This is a genomic window from Deltaproteobacteria bacterium (assembly GCA_040223695.1).
Classification (GTDB): domain Bacteria; phylum Desulfobacterota_D; class UBA1144; order Nemesobacterales; family UBA2774; genus JAVKFU01.
Genome location: JAVKFU010000018.1, coordinates 221852 through 239561 on the forward strand (window position 1 = coordinate 221852; position 17710 = coordinate 239561).

Here is a 17710-nt window from a genome sequence, read left to right on the forward strand (position 1 = left end):
ATAAAGGTCTTGAAAACCGGCGTCCTTACCGACTTGGGGGTTCGAATCCCTCGCCCTCCGCCATCTCATAATCGCTTAATATGCTCTTTTTCGAACCTGTCACTCGATTCCCACATCTACCCCGTTTTTATAGACTGTAAATTCCTTGATAAGGCCGTCCTCGTCAAGGATTTTATGGGGCCCGTCAAGCTTCCCCGCTTTATAATTACAGACGCTTTTCAGTTCGCCGCTTTCGTAGTATCCGTACGTCACGCCCTGTCTTACATCATTTACATACATCGAATTCTTCTCTAACTTCCCGTTTCCGTAATAGAGTTTGGTTTCTCCGTTCAAATGTCCGTCCCTGCACATCCATTCGGTCTTGATTTTTCCATCGGGGTAATAATCCTTGACTATGCCGTCCCGGTTTTGACTGCATACCGGGCTTTCCGGCTCCGCGCCCGCTGCTACGGGCAGTAGAAATATGATCGCCATTAATGAAAGGTGAATAAGCATTTTTATATCCTCCGATCCGTTTGCCTTTGGAGTATTTAGATGCCGGTTTTCCGTTATGTTTTCAAGGTTGCCGCCCGCGGGGAGGGCGAGGCGGCTTGACTTTTTCTCCGCGAAATTGTTTAATTGAAATTAAATATATTATTCAGGGAGGGTTATGATGAAAATAACAATCGTGAGTGTCTTGGCCCTATTGGGTTTTATTCTGATCAGTGCTGATTTTTCTTTCGCTCAGGATGAGGCGAAACCTCAGGCTCCCCCGACATGCCAGGGTAAAGTGGCTAGTATCGTGGGTACGGATGGGGACGATACCTTAAACGGAACGTTCAGTTCGGACGTAATCGTTGGTATGGGAGGGGATGACACAATCAAGGGTCTTGACGGCAACGACGTTATTTGCGGCGGCGATGGCGACGATACGATTACGGGCGGCTCCGGCGAAGATATTATTTACGGCGACGCGGGCAATGACGACCTCCGAGGCGGGAGGGATAACGATGTCCTTTACGGAGGGGACGGCGATGACTACATCGAGGGCAATGACGGGGAAGACTTTCTTGACGGCGGGATCGGGTTGGATAACCTCGACGGCGGAAAGGATAACGATAAATGTATAAATTACGAGTCGCATAAGAGATGTAATATTGACTGAAAATAGAAGTTTTCTTTGAAAGATTTATGATTTTAACCTCTGTAGGGCCCGTGCGAGTGGTGAAAATAAAAATCGAGCTCTTGCTTATGTCAGGGTATGTTTTGACTAAATGAGTGCGCGGCTCTATATCGTTTCAACCCCGATCGGCAATCTCCAGGATATTACAGTACGGGCGCTCCGGGTGCTTAAGGAAGTAGATATAATTGCCTGTGAGGACACCAGGGTTACGAAGAAGCTCCTCTCGCGCTACGGAATTACCATACCCCTTGTCAGTTACCACGAGCACAATGAGAAAGAAAAAGCGAAGGATCTCCTATCTGTACTGAAGGAGGGAAGGAGTATAGCCCTCGTTTCAGACGCGGGCACGCCCGGGGTTTCCGACCCTGGTTACAGACTCGTCAAGCTTGCCTCGGAGCAAAATATAGAGGTGCTGACAGTTCCGGGCCCGTCTGCGGCAGTATCCGCTTTAAGCGTCTCGGGACTCCCCACGTCTAGTTTCGCCTTTTTCGGATTTCCGCCCAGAGCTAAAAAGGCGTTGACCGGTTTTCTGGAGCGGATAAAGAGCTACCCTGAAACCCTCATATTCTATGAATCCCCGAAAAGGGTTATAAAGACGTTGACGGTGATGTCGGAAGTGCTCGGAGACAGGGACGTTTCTCTGTCGAGGGAGTTAACCAAGCTGTATGAGGAGACCTTGAGGGGGAAGCTTTCTCGGATAATAGCCATCCTCGAAGAGCGCAATGCTGTCAAGGGCGAGATTGTAATTGTTGTTGAAGGTGTTTCAGGCAAAACGGACGAGGTAGATATTGACGCTATTGATAACTCCCTCGAATCATTTAAAAATCAGGGTACGAGCTTGAAGGATGCCGTAAGCCGGGTCTCAAAACAGTCCGGCTATTCCAAAAGCCGGACCTATAAAAGGGCGCTCGCGATTTGGGACAAATAGGGGCAAGTAAAGGAATGGTTTAATCTCAGTCAGTCCTCGGTAATTATTTTCTTTCGTTGCTCGTGCTTTTTAACTATTTTGTCCTTTTCAACCTCAGAGCCGACTGCCGCCTGTTTTTCCGCTTTAATTTTTTTCTCCGCCGCCTCACCCTGAATTTGCGCCTTGCATGATTCGCAGATTGAAGCTTCGGACGGCTTCCCGCATATCATGCAGACCCTTTTCTTCTCAGTCATGGTTCGTATCTCCCTATCTACATATTACCGTTTCAGATATGAAAATGGAACATCGATTATTTTATATCCCGGGTCTCTTCTCGTACCACTTCGCGTGCCGCTCATACGCGTGCGCCGCGTGCAGCACAGACCCCTCTTCGAAAGCTTTACCGAGCACCTGAATACCTATGGGAAGCCCGTCTGATGAAAACCCGCAAGGGACTGATATTCCGGGCAGTCCGGCTATATTGCAGGGGATGGTTAACACATCCGATAAATACATCTTGACCGGGTCGTCCGTCTTGTCTCCGAACTTAAACGCTACCTCAGGCGTGGTCGGCGCGGCTATGACATCCACTTTCTTAAAGGCCTCGTCGAAATCCCTTCTAATGAGCGTCCTCACCTTCTGCGCCTTCACATAATATGCGTCGTAATACCCCGCGGAAAGGGCATAAGTGCCGAGCATTATTCTCCTTTTTACCTCGCTCCCGAACCCTTCGGCCCGTGTTTTTAAATACATCTCCCTGAGTGACCCGGCTTCCTCGGCGCGGAATCCGTACCTCACGCCGTCGTACCTGGCCAGATTGGAGCTCGCCTCGGACGGGGCGATTATATAGTACGTGAGGACCGCGTACTCCGTATGGGGAAGGGATATTTCAATTACCTCTCCCCCCAGGTCTTCGAGTAGCGCTATGGCCTTCCTGGCCGCCTCCTCTACTTCCCCGTCCATTCCCTCTATGAAATATTCCCCGGGCACGCCGATTTTCATCCCCTTTATGTCGTCCCTGAGGCTGATGGTGTAATCCGGCGCCGGGATATTTACGCATGTGGAGTCTTTGACATCGTGGCCCGATATCGCGTTAAGGATTATAGCCGTGTCCCGGACGGTTTTCGTAAGGGGGCCCGCCTGATCGAGCGACGAGGCGAATGCGATCATGCCGAACCTGCTCACCCGCCCGTACGTCGGCTTCATGCCGACCACACCGCAGAAAGACGCCGGCTGGCGTATTGAGCCCCCCGTGTCGGTCCCTACCGACCCGAGACACAGGGAGGCCGCTGCCGCGGCAGCGGAGCCGCCGCTCGAGCCCCCGGGAACCCTTCCCGTATCCCATGGATTGTTCGTTCGTCCGTAATAAGAGGTTTCGGTGGAAGAACCCATGGCGAATTCGTCCATATTGTTTTTCCCGACAATTACCGCCCCTGCGTCGAGCAGCTTCCCCGTCACTGTGGCGTCGTACGGGGAGAAAAAGTTCTCAAGCATCTTCGACCCGCATGTTGACGGGGCGCCTTTCATGACGAATATGTCCTTGAGTCCGAGCGGGATACCGTGGAGCGGGCCGCGGTAACTGCCCGAGGAAATCTCCTTCTCGGCTGCTTTCGCGGACTCGAGCGCTTTGTCGGCCAGTACGGTTATGTATGAATTGAGCTTTTGATCGACCGCGCCGATTCTTTCAAGTATGGATCCCGTAAGCTCGACAGGGGAAATTTCCTTTGATTCTATCAGCCTGGACGCTTCTGAGATTGTCAAAAAAGGCAGTTCCATATGTAATTCTCCTTAGTCCTCAATGACCTGCGGGACGACAAAGAAACCGTCCACTCCCTCGGGCGCGTTTTGAAGCGCCTCACCCGGCGTGAGCCAGTCCTGAACCTCGTCCTCTCTAAGGGGAGTGGCTACGTCGAGCACGTGCGAAGTGGGCTCTACCCCGTCTGTATCCAGTTTGTTCAGATTTTCAATATAACTAAGGATGTTTCCGAGCTGCTCCGTGAATTTCTCAAGCTCTTCCTCCCCGAATTCCAGCCTCGCAAGCTCGGCGACCTTTAAAACGTCCTCTTTCGATATTTTCATAGTCAACTCCTGTTTTCAGCTGCACTATCAAATTCTAAATTATAGGCTTTTTTACCGGGCGCGTAAGTTCGAGCAAAGCTCCTCCGCGAAGTCTATGACCTCGGCCTCGAGCTTAACCCCGTTAAGCCTGTTTATTTCCTGTACCCCGGTTGGGCTGGTCGTATTTATCTCCGTTATATAGCCGCCGATGACATCGATGCCGACGAAGTAAAGCCCGTCCTCCCTGAGTTTGGGCCCGAGAGCCTCGCATATCTCGATGTCCCTTTCGGTAAGGTCGGATTTCGCGGCGCTTCCGCCGGAATGGAAATTACACCTGAATTCGCCTCCCCCTTTGGGCACTCTGAGCACAGCCCCGAGAGGCTCGCCGTTTAGGAGTATAATCCTCTTGTCCCCCTCGCTTACCTTCTCTATGAATTTCTGCGCGAGTACGTAGCGTTTTCCGAAATCCGTGACGGTTTCCAGTATCACGTTAGCGTTTCTGTCTCCTTCCCGGACGTAGAAAACGCCTTCCCCTCCGTGGCCGTCGAGCGGTTTTACCACAATCTCCCCCCCGACCTCGGCCAGGAAAGTGCTCAGCTGCGTAAGGTCTTTTGTGACCAGGGATTCGGGTATCCATTCGGGAAAGTAAAGGGTATATAGCTTCTCGTTTGACTCTCTTATGCCCCGGGGCTCGTTTATTACCTTGGTTTTTTTCTCGTCAATGAGACTCAGTATGTAAGTGGCGTATATATAATCCTGATTGAAAGGGGGGTCTTTCCTCATCCATACGGCATCGAAGCTTTCCATCTCTACCGTCCCGGTTGCGCCGAGTTTGTAATAATTCTGCCCCCTCTTGAGTGTGAGCTCCGTTGCGTTACCGAATGCCCTGGCGTTCTTCACGAATATGTCCTTGAGCTCGAGGTACCATACTTCGTGACCCCTTGCCTGAGCTTCGAGCATCAGCACGAATGTTGTGTCTTTCTCTGTATTGATCGTCCCAACGGGGTCCATGACAAACGCCATTCTGAGCTTCATATCTTGTTCCTCGCCTGTGGCCGCGGATGCCGTTGATTCTACCGAATTTTACACGCTTGGACAAATAAACCGCTAACTATGGCCGGGCTTGAGGGGAGCTTCTGTTTGGCCGCGGGCTTGAGGTATACTTCTTATACTAAAGACTAGGGGCGGCGAAATACCGTTTTTATTAAAAATGGAAAATGTAAAACCCACCAGAGAAGAAATTACGGAAGAGAACAGGAAGATCAAGATGCTCAGGTTTATGGCGGATTTCACCATATCCCTCATGTATCAGACGGCAATGACAAGGGAGGAAGCGCTTGAGCACGTGGTGAAAGTAAGAAATTTCGCGCTCAGGCTCTTTCCGGGAAAGGAGCTTGCCTTTGAGTTGATTTACGCTCCGAGATTCAAAAGGGTCATCAGGGAGATATATGGATTCCATTGATTTAAGCAGAATCGAACGGCTTTACGGCGGTGATCCGCCGTCTGTTAAAGAAGCGTTTGAAATTCAGAGGGAATTGAGCAAAAGAGTAATAAATTCTCCGGTCCTGGGGAAACCGCGGACCATAGCAGGAGCCGATTTAGCCGTACTCACGGAGGAGAACAAGCTCCTCTGCGGAATAATATTATTCTCGTATCCGGATATGGTGGAGATCGAACGCGTATTTTCCGAAGTTGAGAATAATTTCCCTTATATCCCCGGTTTGCTCGCATTCAGAGAAGGACCGGCCATCATCCGGACATACCGAAAGCTCCGGAATAAGCCCGATCTTCTCATGATAGACGGTCAGGGCATAGCGCACCCGCGCGGTTTCGGTATAGCGTGCCACGTAGGTGTTCTGCTTGATACGCCTGCGCTCGGAGTCGCCAAAAAGAGGCTCTACGGGACGTTTGAGGAGCCGGGGGGGGATAAGGGCTCGTGGTCGCCCCTTTTATCAAAAAAGGGGGGATGCATAGGCGCTGTTTTAAGGACCAGGGACGGGATAAAGCCCGTATTCGTATCCGTGGGGCATAAAATAGATACGGACTCGGCGCGGGATATTGCGCTTGCTTGCGCACGGGGGTACAGGCTTCCCGAGCCCACCAGACAGGCGGATAAATTCGTGGCCGAGCTTAAAAAGGGGAGGAGTCAGCCGTGCCTGACAGGTTTTCCTGGGTGATAGAGGACAAGATTGCCGGTATGGAAAGGCCCGGCTTGTTTTACGATCTCGAAGAAGACCTTGATTATCTGTGGGCCATGGGAATCGAGACAATAGTAAACCTTGAGGAAGAGGAGCATTTCAGGGATTACAGCGGGTTTACCGTAAAGCACATCCCTGTGGACGATTTCGGAGCGCCCCAGCTTCGTGATTTTGAGGAATTCGTCGAGTTCACCGAGTCCGAGGTTAAAAATAACAGACGGATTGCCGTACATTGCTACGCCGGAATGGGTCGTACGAATCTGATGATAGCCTGTTTCCTGATTCATTATTTAAAAATCGGCCCCCTGACCGCGCTTGAGACCGTAAAGCTGAAAAGGCCTTTTTATCTGGTGACGCCGGGCCAGGAGCTGGCTTTGATGGAGTATTTCAAACATGTAAAGAACAGACTGGCTATCCCGGAATACGGCAGATAGTCGAGCGCTTTATTAGTATTTTCAGATTTTATTTTTTGGTAAAAATATCCCTTTTCTGGTAGATTATTACATTCGGAAGTTCTAATGTGGCTCAGAAGCTGGAGAAGCTATGGCATATTCAAAAGAACTACTCGATCAACTGAATTACGGAAAGGGCCAAACCCTCTTTGGTGACACTCCGCTCGCGATACTGAAAGCGTTTCTTCAGTCCAGGGTAAGTTATCTGGGAGGCTATCCCGGCTCTCCGACCGCAGGTTTGATAGACGCGATTTCAGATTCATACGAGGCCGTGCTTAAAGATAAGGGAATTTATTTCGACTGCTCGGGGAACGAAGCGTCGGCGGCGTCTCTTCTATCCGCTTCTATAAGCTATCCCATACGCGGATCGGTGAACTGGAAGATCGTCGGTACGAATGTGGCTTCAGACGCCCTCTCCCATATATCGTCGTCCGGGGTCACGGGCGGCGCTATGATAATCGTAGGGGAAGATTATGGCTGCGACAGCACCTGCGTCGCCGAACGCGCTCTTCCGTTCGCGCTTAAGTCAACGATGGCAGTGATAGACCCGAGGGGGGACCTCGAGCATGTGGCGAATATGGTAGAGGCGGGATTCGAGCTCTCCGAGTATTCCAATATGCCCGTTATGTTTCTTCTCTCCACGCGAGTAGCCCATATAAGAAACAAGATGAGGTGCAAGGACAACGATGACCCGGTGATAAGCATGAATAACCGCCTTGATGACTTGATGACCGATCTCGAGAAGATTCCCCTTCCCCCATATACGTTCGACCATGAAAAGAAGAAGTACCATGAGAGGATTCCCGCGGCCAGGAGATTTATTCTCGAGAGAAAGCTTAACGAGTTCTTCGAGGGCAACGACAGCGATATAGGAATCATCACGCACGGAATGATATTCAACTCCCTGATGAGGTGCCTCTACAATCTGGGCGAGGCGAACCTCCACGGGGAATCGAGAATACCGATTCTCAATTTAAATGTAACGAACCCGCTCGTGCCTGAAGAGATAATATTATTCCTGCGGGACAAAAAAGCGGTGCTCATAGTGGAGGAGGGAATGCCCAATCTTCTCGAAGAGCAGATAAGGTCCATCGCCCAGAGGTCCAAGCTGGGTCTCGATATATTCGGCAAGGATATTCTCCCTCAGGCGGGCGAGTACACGCCGGATCATATAGCCAAGGGCGTCGGGAATTTTTTACTTAAGAACACGCGCTCGAATTACGAAAAAGAGAGAATAAAGGAAAGAAGCGAATTTACCGAAAAACATAAAGAGAAAGCGGCTAGCTTTTTGAAACAGCCCGTTGCGAAGAGGAACCCGGTTTTTTGCACCGGCTGTCCCGAAAGGCCTATTTTTACAGCCATTAAGATACTCGAGGAGGATTACGGCAAATCCTACTACGCGTCCGACATAGGCTGCTACTCCATGAGCGGACTCCCGCCGTTTGATCTCAGCAATTCTATCACCGGAATGGGAATCGGGCTCGCTTCCGCGGGCGCCCTCTCCCGTATGGCGAACAAGAGGTTTATTTCCTTCATGGGAGACGGCACGTTCTGGCACAGCGGGCTCACAACCAGTATAGCCAACGCTGTTTATAACAATCAGAACGCGATTCTGATTATACTCGAGAATTTCTGGACATCGATGACAGGACACCATGAAAACCCGGCCTCGGGGAAGAATATGAGGCAGGAAGGTGTGGGCATGGACATCGAGAAAGCCCTGAGGGGCGCGGGCGTCAGATGGATAAAGACGGTGAATCCCTACGACCTGACGGAGTCCCTCGATGTGCTTACCGAGGCGTATGAGGAAGAGGAGGGGCTTAAAGTCATAATTTCAAGGGGCGAGTGCCAGCTTGAAAAGACCAGAAGAGAAAAGGTGGTTTTGAAAAAGAATATTAAAAAAGGCAAACGCATGGTGCAGAAGAAACTCGGCGTCGACCCTGAAGTCTGCACCGGGGATCATTCCTGTATGAGGTATAACGGATGCCCTTCGCTTACGCTTAAAGACAGCCCAACGATACTCAGAGACGACCCCGTGGCTCACATTGAGCATTCCTGTGTGGGGTGCGGTCTTTGCGGTGAGATTGCGCATGCCGCCGTGCTTTGTCCCTCGTTCTACAAAGTCGAAATAATAGATAACCCGTCTATTTTCGACAGACTGGGAGCAAGGATAAACCGCTCTTTGCTTCATATGATTTCGCGTAACGGCTGGCCCGGTTGAACGTTTTTTCGCTGTGGTCCAGATGCTAAACGGGCTGCCCGTTTCATAAGGAGGCTGATTATAAACCGGCTTGTTATATTACCTTCCGCACTCTCTTTAATATGAGTAAATCCTGTTCGGCGGGTTCCTTTCCAAAGTGGCTTGATTTATAGTACTATGTCTTGGATAAAGGGTTGTAAAAACTGATATGCAGGGTAAAAGTGACTTAATAAGGATTCTGATTCCCGCTGTCGGCGGACAGGGGGGAGGTGTGCTTACAGAATGGCTTGTGCAGGCGTTCTTCATAGAGGAATACGATGTTCAGGGTATCAGTCTTCCCGGTCTGTCACAGAGGGGCGGCTCTACCGTTTATTACCTCGAAGCGTATCCGAAATCGGACTCCGGTGAGGAACAGATTATATTCGCGCAGTTCCCGGTGCCGGGAGAAGTGGATATCATCGTCTCGCAGGAGTTTCTGGAATTGGGCAGGGCGCTTGAGCTCGGCTACGGATCCGATAAAACCACCATTGTTACCAGCACGCACAGGATATACTCCACTCTTGAGAAAATGCCCATCGGCAGCGGTATATACTCTGACGAAAATCTGAGAAAGATAGCTACGGCCTTCTCCTCCAGACTTATCGAGCTCGATGCGCTCGAGCTCTCCAAGCAAAACGGCATGGATGAGCTTGCGGTGAACGCGATTTTGCTGGGGGCCCTTTCGGCTTCGGGCGCGATGCCAGTCGAGAAGAAATCTTTCCTGAGCGCGATTGAGCAGGTGGGAGTAGCGGTAAAACCCAACCTCAAGGCCTTTGAGGTAGGGTGGCATTTCGTAGCCTCGAAAAAGAAATCGGAAATGGACGCGAAACCCTCCGTAATCTGGGAGGACTTCATAGGCGAGAGGGCGGACAAGCTTGAAGAATACGAAAGAGAGGAATATCTGGCCAGAATCTCCAGACTCGAAACAGTCTTCCCCCCCAATGTGAGGGAGATCGTGGCGGAATCGATTTACAGGCTTATCGATTACCAGGATGTGGAATACGCTGACAGGTATATTGAGCATGTAAGCGAGGTCCATGAAATAGACCGGAAGATGAAAGGGGGAGGGGGCAGGCTTACGGAGGATTTCGCGAAAAACCTCGCTCTTTTAATGAGTTATGAGGACGGCATACGCGTAGCCGAGCTCAAAATAAGATCGGACAGATTCAAGCGTATAAAGGAAGAGATGAGGTTGAGGGACGATCAGGTTTTCAAGGTAATTGATTACCTGAAACCGGATGCGGAGGAAGTATACGGGCTTCTTCCTTATGTTCTTGTGGCGCCTGTAGTTCGTCTTACGGAGAGCAGGGCGTTCAAAAAGGTATGGAAGAGGAAGAGGCCGCTCACCTTCGGTCAGACACCCACCACCACTTCATTCACGGGGTATGCGAGGCTCTGGTTTCTGAGCAAAATAAAATTCCTCAGGCGCCATTCTTTCAGATATAAAAAAGAGCACAGGCTGATAAAGAAGTACATAGAGTCGGTTCAACATTACTCCATGCTCGATTACAACCTCGGTTGTCTCATTGCGCGAAGCGCCTCAATGGTCAAGGGTTACGGAAAGGTAAGAAGAAGGACAACGGACTCTTTTTACAGATTTGCAGACAACATTATTTTCCCGCTTGCCGAGTTCGAAACCGCAAAGAGAAAGAATTTTGATATCACTATCGAGATAGGCGGTGAAGCTCTGAAAATCATATCAGGTGAGTCCGTCGACGGTATAGACAAGGCCGAAAAGCTCGCCCGGGACGTGCTTGAGCAAAGAGCGGCGTAGGACATATCCCTGATAATAATCAATCTGAATTTGCCGTCAATCCTGAGAATATCTAACGGTTCTGGGTGCTTAATTATAAAATTTGGGATAATTTAATTTTGCTTCGGAGCGCTACTGTTTATATTTTTTCATCAAATCCACGAATTCATCAAACAGATAGGAAGAATCGTGAGGCCCGGGAGAGGCCTCGGGATGATACTGAACCGAGAAAACAGGATAGTTTTTATGCTTGAGTCCCTCCACCGTATCGTCATTAAGATTTATATGAGTCACTTCAACGTCGTTCCCCAGGCTGCCGGCGTCAACTGCAAACCCGTGGTTCTGTGATGTAATTTCCACCTTCCCGGTCCTGAGATCTTTCACGGGCTGATTCGCGCCCCTGTGCCCGAATTTCAATTTGTACGTCTTTCCCCCGAGCGCGAGGCCCAGTATCTGATGCCCCAGGCAGATACCGAAAATAGGTTTTTCCCCTATGAGCGAGCCTACGGTTTCTACCGCGTATGCCACGGCGGACGGGTCCCCCGGCCCGTTGGAGAGAAAAATGCCGTCCGGTTCCATAGACAAAATTTCATTGGGAGGCGTCCTCGAAGGAACTGTCAACACTTCGCATCCGTAATCGACAAGCTTCCTCAAAATGTTTCGTTTAAGGCCGTAGTCAAACGCCACCACTTTGAAGTTTTCCTGCTTTTCCCTGACAGGCTTTTCATTGGCCGGTTTCCAGGCGCTTGTGCCCACGTTCCATGAATACGGATCCTCGCAGCTTACCTCGGTTACCAGATCGACCCCCACTATTCCCTGAGAAGAACGTACCTTTTTTAGAAGGCTTCTGGGGTCTCCATCGACGGTCGAGATAACCCCCTTCTGCGCCCCCTTTGACCGTATCAACTTCGTAAGCGCCCTCGTGTCTATGCCTTCTATTCCGACGACGCCGTATTTTGAGAGATAGGATCCCAGATCATCCTCGGAGCGCCAGTTACTCGGATTTCTCCAGTATTCCTTGACGACGAAGCCTCTTAAAAACGGCCTTCCGGACTCGACGTCTTCCGAGTTTACTCCGTAATTTCCTATTTCGGGGTAGGTCATCGTTACTATCTGACCGTTGTAAGAAGGGTCGGTCAGAATTTCCTGATATCCCGTAATCGATGTATTGAAAACAACCTCTCCATAAGCCTCGCCCTCCGCGCCGAAACAGTAGCCTTCGAATACCGTGCCGTCCTCGATTACCAGAGTTGCCTTTTTCATAAATTCGGTTGGAAAATACATTCTAAAAAAGCTCGTGTCAAACCTGTTATAGTATACTGATTTAAATAGTGATAAAATTATGAATAACGTTGATAACCGAAATTCTTTCAGGCTCATCCCGAGGCGGAATACTTGATTTGCAAGTTTCTTGATGGGGATTTACGGCTTGAAATTATCATATATAAGCTGTATCAATAATTAGTAACATGCAATCGGTTAATGAATTGACACAGGCAACGGGCTCAGAGGATAAAGAGAGGATTCTGATTGTAGACGATGAGGCTGCTATCAGAAGTCTATTTGTAGAGGCTCTGGAAGAGTTCGGCTACAGCTGCGACGTCGCCCGGAACGGTCTCGAGTGCCTTGAGAAATTTTCCAGTGACAGGAATTATGACGTCGTGCTTCTGGATGTTCAAATGCCGGAGCTCAACGGCATAGAAACTCTGAGAAAGCTGAAAAGGTACACTCCCGACATGTCCATCATCATGGTCTCGGCTTCCCGCGAGATTGAAAATGTACGAGATGCCCTGAAAGAAGGCGCCTATGATTATATTTTTAAGCCTTTTAACGTCATGGACGTGGATTTGGTAATAAAGCGAGCCATTGAACGTGCGCGTTTAATTAGAGCCAACAAGGATTATCAAATAAACCTTGAAAAGAGGGTTACCGAACAGACGCATGAGCTTATAAAGCTCTACTCCGGCACCCTCGAGGCCATGATTCTCGCGCTCGATCTCAGAGAACATGAAACGGGATATCATTCTTACCGCGTCACGGAGTACGCTCTCAACCTGGGAAGGCGTATGAACCTTAGCCGGGAGGAATTATCCGTCCTCGCCAAGGGCGCTCTTTTACACGACATTGGAAAGATCGGCGTCCCGGATCATATACTTCTCAAACCCGATAAACTCACGGACAAAGAGTGGAAATTGATGAGGAAGCATGCCGGGTTCGGTTACGATCTCCTGAAAAAAATCGATTTTCTGGAGGAATCGTCAAAAATAGTCCACGCGCACCATGAGTTCTATGACGGGAGCGGCTATCCCAGGGGTATTGAAGGTGAGAAGATACCGATTGGCTCAAGGATATTTTCGATTGTGGACGCGCTTGACGCGATGACGAGCAAAAGGGTTTACCGAGATGCTATGTCTTTTGAAGTGGCCGTAGAGAGAATTAAAAAAGCCTCGGGCTCGCAGTTCGATCCGAAAGTTGTTGATGTTTTTCTCACAATTCCGATTGAGGAATGGCAGGCCATCAGAAAAAAGGTCGGTGCGACAGGCTCTGAATATCTGAAAAATCTCATGTACGAGCTAAGCAAATTCGAGGTCTAGTCCTGTTTCCGAAAGAAAGCCGGTCGGTGACACGAAAGTCCGTGTTTATTTTGAAAGCTCGCTTCTGAGAATGTCGTTTACGACTTTCGGGTTCGCCTTCCCCCGGGTAGCTTTCATGATCTCCCCTACAAAGAATCCGATAAGCTTTTGATCTCCGGCTTTGTATCTGGAAATTTCCTCAGGGTATTTACTCAGAATATCCGCCACTATGGCTTCAAGCTCCGAGCGGTCAGAGATTTGTTTTATCCCCTTTTCCTCTACTATTTCCCCGGCGGACTTCCCGCTCGATACCATATCGGCGAATATGTCCTTCGCGATCTTACCGCTTACAGTCCCCTCTTCTACAAGAATGAGCAGCTCGGCGAGCCTTTCCGAGGTGACGGGCATCGACTCCGCTTCATTCCCTTCCTTAACCTCTCTCAGGACTTCGGTCATAATCCAGTTGCTCACCGTTTTAGGGTTCTCATACGCCCCCACGCACTGCTCGAAGTAGTCGGCGATTTCCTTTGACGCGGTAAGCACCGACGCGTCGTGTTCGGGTAATTTGTACTCTTCAATAAACCTTTTATACCTCCGGTCCGGCAGTTCGGGGAGCGATTTGCTTATTTCCCCGATCCTCTCCTCCTCTATGACGACGGGCAGAAGATCGGGGTCCGGGAAATATCTGTAATCGTGCGCCTCCTCTTTGGTTCTCATCGAGAAGGTAGCCCCTTTTACGGAATCAAAGAGTCTAGTTTCCTGAACCACCTTTTCCCCGCTCTCCAGGAGCGATATCTGTCTCTTTATCTCATACTCTATCGCTTTCTGAACGAACTTGAACGAGTTTACGTTTTTTATTTCCGCTTTTGTGCCGAGTTCCTTAGTGCCCGCGGGACGAACGGATACATTCGCGTCGCACCTCAGGCTTCCCTCCTCCATGTTCCCGTCGCAGACGCCTATGTATCTTAGTATCGAGCGCATTTTTTTCATGTACTCGACCGCCTCTTCCGGGCTTCTGATATCGGGTTCGCTTACGATTTCGATAAGCGGGACCCCGGCGCGGTTGAGATCGACGAAGCTCGAATTTCCTCTGTTGTCGTGTATCAGTTTCCCCGCGTCCTCTTCCATATGGATCCTCGTAATCCTTATTTTCTTGACAGACCCGTTTGTCCCGATTTCGAGCCACCCGTCCGTCGAGAACGGCTCTTCATACTGGGAGATCTGATAGCCCTTCGGCAGGTCCGGGTAGAAGTAGTTTTTGCGGGCGAATCTGGAGCGGCTGTGAATCTTGCAGTTGAGAGCGAGGGCGGCCTTTACAGCGTATTCGAGCGCCTTCTTGTTGAGCACGGGGAGAACTCCGGGCATGCCGAGGCATATGGGGGTTACCTGTGAGTTCGGCGGGGCGCCGAATTCTGTCGATGCGGGCGAAAAGATTTTCGATTTTGTGAGCAGCTGCGCGTGGACTTCGAGTCCGATAACCGGTTCGTATTCCATTTCCTTAATTCTCCTTTCAGTTAAATTAATGGTGATTGAAAAGAGTGAATTGTCAAGGATGGCCAAAATAATGGAAGAGAAGAACGCGCTCGTTATTTCCCCTCATCCGGACGATATGGAAATAGGTATGGGGGGCACGGTCGCCAGGCTCATAGACGCCGGAGTAAACGTTATATCCTTCGTAGTCACCGACGGCAGGAGGAGTACGAGCGTGTACGGGCTCAGCGAGGAGGAGATGGTTCAGGTAAGGGAATCCGAGGCAAGAGAGGCCGTGGGAATACTCGGTATCGACTTTCTGATACTCCTTGGATTAGATGACGTTAAAAGCGGAGGAAGTCAGGAGAAATTCAAAAACGAATTAAAAGCCGCGTTTGCCAGGTTCAAGCCAGGAGAGGTTTATATGCCTCACCCGGAAATTGACAAGCACCCGACTCACAGAACGGTCTCACAGATGGTTCTTGAAACAATGAAAGAGATTCCGCCGGGTGAGCTGTCCAAGGGCTTTAAACTCTGGTGCTATGAGGTCTGGACCCCGTTTCCGAATTATGACAGGATCGAGGATATATCTCTTCAAATGCATATGAAAAACGCCGCTATAGAAGCCCACAGGAGCCAGGTCGAGTATAAGAACTATACCGAGGGCATCTCGGGCCTCAACAGATACAGGGCCGTTTTCAACGAGACCTCCGGAGTGACGATTATGGATTATGCCGAGGTCTTCATAGAGATAAAGCTCTGATGCTTGCAATTGGAGCGGCGAAAATGAATATGGACAGAATATGCGGTACTTGCAAATACTGGGAGCTGCTTCCCCAGGGGTGCAGCAGCTTCTGGGGGAGATGTAATCACCCGCGCGACGAGAATTCTGCCGGACATGCTCCTCCTTATCCGCCCGGTCAGGATGTACATTTCAACGAAGGCGAGAATTGCCCCTGCTGGGAAGGTAAAACAATGATCTCGGCTGATTAACGAACCGTTACAATTTCTCCACGCGGTTTTTACGGGCGGAGCGAAGGAATAAAACAATAAGCGTCAGAGCGGTCAAAGGCATTACAAACCATATCATAACGGGGACAAAAGTTCTGATAAGATAATTATTTGTCGCTGACAGAACGATATAGAGCGTGTAGGCGATATAGTAAACGAGAAAAAGCCCCCCTTCCCAGCGGGCGATAATATTGCCGGTAAAGAAGATCGGAAGGCACGCGGCAGCGACAGCGATCATGACCGGCATGTCGAAATTCAGGACCGATTTCGACACCTGAATCCCCTCCGGCGAGAATATGCCGGCGAGACCGAGCACTGCAAGCAGGTTAAAAATATTGCTCCCCACGATATTGCCAACGGCTATATCGCGTTCTCCTCTCGCGCTCGCTACTACGGAGGTGGCGACTTCGGGGAGCGACGTCCCGACTGCGACTATAGTCAGTCCTATTATCAATTCACTTACCCCGAAATATTGCGCGAAATACACGGCCCCGTTCACAAGCCACCGGGAACCCAGAACCAGCATTGCGAGCCCCGCCATGACGAGCAGGATATCGAAAATTACGGTTTTCTTCCCCTTTTGCCCGTATTCGCGTGCAAACTCGTCTGCTGGCGCTTTTTTCTCTTTTTTGCCCTCCCGGACTAAAAATGCCGTATAAGCGATAATTCCCGCGAGCAATATTATTCCGTCGAGCCTGCTTATATTCCCTCCCAGGCTCATCAGGAGCACCAAAAAGGAGCATCCTATCATTATGGGCACATCGAGCCTTATCAGCTGCCGGGATACCAGAAGGGGCGCTATCAGGGCGGATAACCCGAGTATGAACAGCACGTTGAATATATTGCTGCCAATTACGTTCCCAAGGCTTATGTCCGCCTGATGGTTTATGCTTGAGATAACGCTTACGGCCATCTCGGGCGAGCTCGTGCCAAACGCCACCACTGTGAGGCCTATTATAAGCGGGGAAATCCCGAGTGATGCGGCTAATCTTGACGCTCCTCTCACGAGCGATTCCGCTCCAATGATCAAAATTACCAGCCCTAAGATAAATAAAAGTGTTGTCATAACGGGATACGGCCCGTTCTCATGCTCCATAGAAGCATGTCGAGCTCGTCGATTTCGATTCCGATTTCCTCCGCGAGTTCTTTCATCCTGCCCTCTATGTCCAGGTATTTTTTCTTCGAGGAGGGCGGCTTCGGCGACTCTATTACGCCCAGGTCGAACAGCATTTTCACCACGTTCCTGTCGAGTATCGCGTAGCCCTTAAAACCGGCGTTCCTCAGAAAGTGGCTCGCCTGCGTAAAACCGAGGCCTTTTATGTTTTTATTGAGCGCGAAAAATTCCCTTCTCTCGAGCGGGTCGGTAAAGGAGTCGATTAGCTTGCTCAGCTTTAGATCGTATTCCTTCTTGAGATAATCGCGCGTGTGAACTATGTAGGCTGATTTTTCCGGGTACTTGTGCACTCCTTCGAGTCTGGCGTAGATTTCTTCCTCGCTGCCCTCCATCAACACCTCCCTTACCGCGTCTAAGGATTTAAGCCCGACCCTGGGTCCGACAGCCGAGGTCAGAATACAAAAGACGAGCTCCTCGAAAACCCTCCCGTCGTCACTTCCCTCGCGGACTTTCTGAAACTCATCCAGCTGTTCTTTTATGGAATCTTTTCGCCGGGAGTACTCCGCTCTCAGCTCTTCAGCTGCTTCATGGCTTACCATGAGGGTAATTCTATCATCTCCGGGTTTCTTAACAACGCTCTTTACAATGGCCGAGGGACAAATTGTTTTTTAATAAACGGTTGTTGATAACGTAAATCCGATAATCCCCGGTAAAGACACAGTTCCCGGAACCGCCCCTTTCTTTCTATCGACAATTCATTCGCGGGCGGAATC

The 17710-nt window shown here is 50.1% G+C and carries 19 protein-coding genes; 10 read left to right on the plus strand and 9 right to left on the minus strand.

The genetic code is table 11. The annotated features are described in order from the left end of the window. Positions 1-99: 99 nt before the first annotated feature. Positions 100-495 (minus strand): toxin-antitoxin system YwqK family antitoxin, encoded by a 396-nt coding sequence (locus RIG61_10110; GenBank protein ID MEQ9619513.1) that lies wholly within the window; start codon positions 493-495, stop codon positions 100-102. A 157-nt stretch (positions 496-652) separates the two neighbouring features. Here RIG61_10110 and RIG61_10115 point away from each other — a divergent pair, with 157 nt between their 5' ends. Together RIG61_10115 and rsmI are read left to right on the plus strand one after the other, a co-directional pair. Then, on the plus strand, positions 653-1144 hold the full coding sequence (locus tag RIG61_10115; protein ID MEQ9619514.1) for a calcium-binding protein: 492 nt from the start codon (positions 653-655) through the stop codon (positions 1142-1144). 109 nt (positions 1145-1253) lie between these two features. Next, positions 1254-2090 (plus strand): 16S rRNA (cytidine(1402)-2'-O)-methyltransferase, encoded by an 837-nt coding sequence (gene rsmI / locus RIG61_10120; protein MEQ9619515.1) that lies wholly within the window; start codon positions 1254-1256, stop codon positions 2088-2090. Positions 2091-2119: 29 nt separating this feature from the next. Here the strand turns inward: rsmI and RIG61_10125 are convergent, their stop codons facing one another. From RIG61_10125 to gshB, 4 genes are all read right to left on the minus strand, one after another. Next, on the minus strand, positions 2120-2323 hold the full coding sequence (locus tag RIG61_10125) for a hypothetical protein (protein ID MEQ9619516.1): 204 nt from the start codon (positions 2321-2323) through the stop codon (positions 2120-2122). 61 nt (positions 2324-2384) lie between these two features. Further along, the gene (gene gatA, locus RIG61_10130; protein ID MEQ9619517.1) at positions 2385-3845 is read right to left on the minus strand and encodes an Asp-tRNA(Asn)/Glu-tRNA(Gln) amidotransferase subunit GatA; all 1461 of its coding nucleotides are present in this window, start codon (positions 3843-3845) and stop codon (positions 2385-2387) included. Positions 3846-3857: 12 nt separating this feature from the next. Then, entirely contained in the window at positions 3858-4148 is a 291-nt protein-coding gene (gene gatC / locus RIG61_10135; protein MEQ9619518.1) for an Asp-tRNA(Asn)/Glu-tRNA(Gln) amidotransferase subunit GatC, read from the minus strand. Positions 4149-4199: 51 nt separating this feature from the next. Continuing rightward, entirely contained in the window at positions 4200-5162 is a 963-nt protein-coding gene (gshB, locus tag RIG61_10140) for a glutathione synthase (GenBank protein MEQ9619519.1), read from the minus strand. A gap of 175 nt (positions 5163-5337) precedes the next feature. Here gshB and RIG61_10145 point away from each other — a divergent pair, with 175 nt between their 5' ends. The 5 genes from RIG61_10145 (at position 5338) to RIG61_10165 (ending at position 10790) form a co-directional block, all read left to right on the plus strand. Beyond that, positions 5338-5589, plus strand: coding sequence for a hypothetical protein (locus RIG61_10145; protein ID MEQ9619520.1), 252 nt, complete (start codon positions 5338-5340; stop codon positions 5587-5589). Then, positions 5576-6304, plus strand: a complete 729-nt coding sequence (gene nfi / locus RIG61_10150; GenBank protein ID MEQ9619521.1) for a deoxyribonuclease V — start codon at positions 5576-5578, stop codon at positions 6302-6304. Before RIG61_10145 ends, nfi begins: the two co-directional genes overlap by 14 nt. Next, positions 6280-6759, plus strand: coding sequence for a dual specificity protein phosphatase family protein (locus tag RIG61_10155; GenBank protein ID MEQ9619522.1), 480 nt, complete (start codon positions 6280-6282; stop codon positions 6757-6759). The genes nfi and RIG61_10155 overlap by 25 nt, the downstream gene beginning before the upstream one ends. A gap of 109 nt (positions 6760-6868) precedes the next feature. Continuing rightward, positions 6869-8998 carry an indolepyruvate ferredoxin oxidoreductase subunit alpha gene (locus RIG61_10160; GenBank protein ID MEQ9619523.1) on the plus strand — a complete coding sequence of 710 codons (2130 nt, stop codon included), beginning with the start codon at positions 6869-6871 and terminating at the stop codon, positions 8996-8998. Between the two features lie 187 nt (positions 8999-9185). Then, on the plus strand, positions 9186-10790 hold the full coding sequence (locus tag RIG61_10165) for an indolepyruvate oxidoreductase subunit beta family protein (protein MEQ9619524.1): 1605 nt from the start codon (positions 9186-9188) through the stop codon (positions 10788-10790). A gap of 111 nt (positions 10791-10901) precedes the next feature. Here RIG61_10165 and carA read toward each other — a convergent pair whose 3' ends face one another. Then, the gene (carA, locus tag RIG61_10170) at positions 10902-12053 is read right to left on the minus strand and encodes a glutamine-hydrolyzing carbamoyl-phosphate synthase small subunit (protein MEQ9619525.1); all 1152 of its coding nucleotides are present in this window, start codon (positions 12051-12053) and stop codon (positions 10902-10904) included. A 203-nt stretch (positions 12054-12256) separates the two neighbouring features. Between carA and RIG61_10175 the strand changes: the two genes are divergently transcribed. Then, a complete protein-coding gene (locus RIG61_10175; protein ID MEQ9619526.1) occupies positions 12257-13363 on the plus strand; it encodes a response regulator in 1107 nt (368 codons plus the stop codon). A gap of 45 nt (positions 13364-13408) precedes the next feature. Here RIG61_10175 and gatB read toward each other — a convergent pair whose 3' ends face one another. Further along, complete coding sequence (gene gatB, locus RIG61_10180; protein ID MEQ9619527.1) at positions 13409-14836, minus strand: Asp-tRNA(Asn)/Glu-tRNA(Gln) amidotransferase subunit GatB; 1428 nt, start codon at positions 14834-14836, stop codon at positions 13409-13411. Between the two features lie 70 nt (positions 14837-14906). On the opposite strand from gatB, the gene RIG61_10185 reads away from it, so the two are divergent. Further along, positions 14907-15575, plus strand: a complete 669-nt coding sequence (locus tag RIG61_10185; protein MEQ9619528.1) for a PIG-L deacetylase family protein — start codon at positions 14907-14909, stop codon at positions 15573-15575. 23 nt (positions 15576-15598) lie between these two features. Then, positions 15599-15805 (plus strand): hypothetical protein, encoded by a 207-nt coding sequence (locus RIG61_10190; GenBank protein ID MEQ9619529.1) that lies wholly within the window; start codon positions 15599-15601, stop codon positions 15803-15805. A 7-nt stretch (positions 15806-15812) separates the two neighbouring features. Here RIG61_10190 and RIG61_10195 read toward each other — a convergent pair whose 3' ends face one another. Further along, positions 15813-16889, minus strand: coding sequence for a calcium/sodium antiporter (locus RIG61_10195; protein ID MEQ9619530.1), 1077 nt, complete (start codon positions 16887-16889; stop codon positions 15813-15815). Beyond that, a complete protein-coding gene (locus RIG61_10200) occupies positions 16886-17536 on the minus strand; it encodes a hypothetical protein (protein MEQ9619531.1) in 651 nt (216 codons plus the stop codon). Before RIG61_10200 ends, RIG61_10195 begins: the two co-directional genes overlap by 4 nt. Positions 17537-17710 lie beyond the last annotated feature (174 nt).

Coding starts and splice junctions, on each gene's coding strand:
- RIG61_10110 (MEQ9619513.1), bottom strand. CDS start 495: ATGCTTATTCACCTTTCATTAATGGCGATCATATTTCTACTGCCCGTA.
- RIG61_10115 (MEQ9619514.1), top strand. CDS start 653: ATGAAAATAACAATCGTGAGTGTCTTGGCCCTATTGGGTTTTATTCTG.
- rsmI (MEQ9619515.1), top strand. CDS start 1,254: ATGAGTGCGCGGCTCTATATCGTTTCAACCCCGATCGGCAATCTCCAG.
- RIG61_10125 (MEQ9619516.1), bottom strand. CDS start 2,323: ATGACTGAGAAGAAAAGGGTCTGCATGATATGCGGGAAGCCGTCCGAA.
- gatA (MEQ9619517.1), bottom strand. CDS start 3,845: ATGGAACTGCCTTTTTTGACAATCTCAGAAGCGTCCAGGCTGATAGAA.
- gatC (MEQ9619518.1), bottom strand. CDS start 4,148: ATGAAAATATCGAAAGAGGACGTTTTAAAGGTCGCCGAGCTTGCGAGG.
- gshB (MEQ9619519.1), bottom strand. CDS start 5,162: ATGAAGCTCAGAATGGCGTTTGTCATGGACCCCGTTGGGACGATCAAT.
- RIG61_10145 (MEQ9619520.1), top strand. CDS start 5,338: ATGGAAAATGTAAAACCCACCAGAGAAGAAATTACGGAAGAGAACAGG.
- nfi (MEQ9619521.1), top strand. CDS start 5,576: ATGGATTCCATTGATTTAAGCAGAATCGAACGGCTTTACGGCGGTGAT.
- RIG61_10160 (MEQ9619523.1), top strand. CDS start 6,869: ATGGCATATTCAAAAGAACTACTCGATCAACTGAATTACGGAAAGGGC.
- RIG61_10165 (MEQ9619524.1), top strand. CDS start 9,186: ATGCAGGGTAAAAGTGACTTAATAAGGATTCTGATTCCCGCTGTCGGC.
- carA (MEQ9619525.1), bottom strand. CDS start 12,053: ATGTATTTTCCAACCGAATTTATGAAAAAGGCAACTCTGGTAATCGAG.
- gatB (MEQ9619527.1), bottom strand. CDS start 14,836: ATGGAATACGAACCGGTTATCGGACTCGAAGTCCACGCGCAGCTGCTC.
- RIG61_10185 (MEQ9619528.1), top strand. CDS start 14,907: ATGGAAGAGAAGAACGCGCTCGTTATTTCCCCTCATCCGGACGATATG.
- RIG61_10190 (MEQ9619529.1), top strand. CDS start 15,599: ATGAATATGGACAGAATATGCGGTACTTGCAAATACTGGGAGCTGCTT.
- RIG61_10195 (MEQ9619530.1), bottom strand. CDS start 16,889: ATGACAACACTTTTATTTATCTTAGGGCTGGTAATTTTGATCATTGGA.
- RIG61_10200 (MEQ9619531.1), bottom strand. CDS start 17,536: ATGGTAAGCCATGAAGCAGCTGAAGAGCTGAGAGCGGAGTACTCCCGG.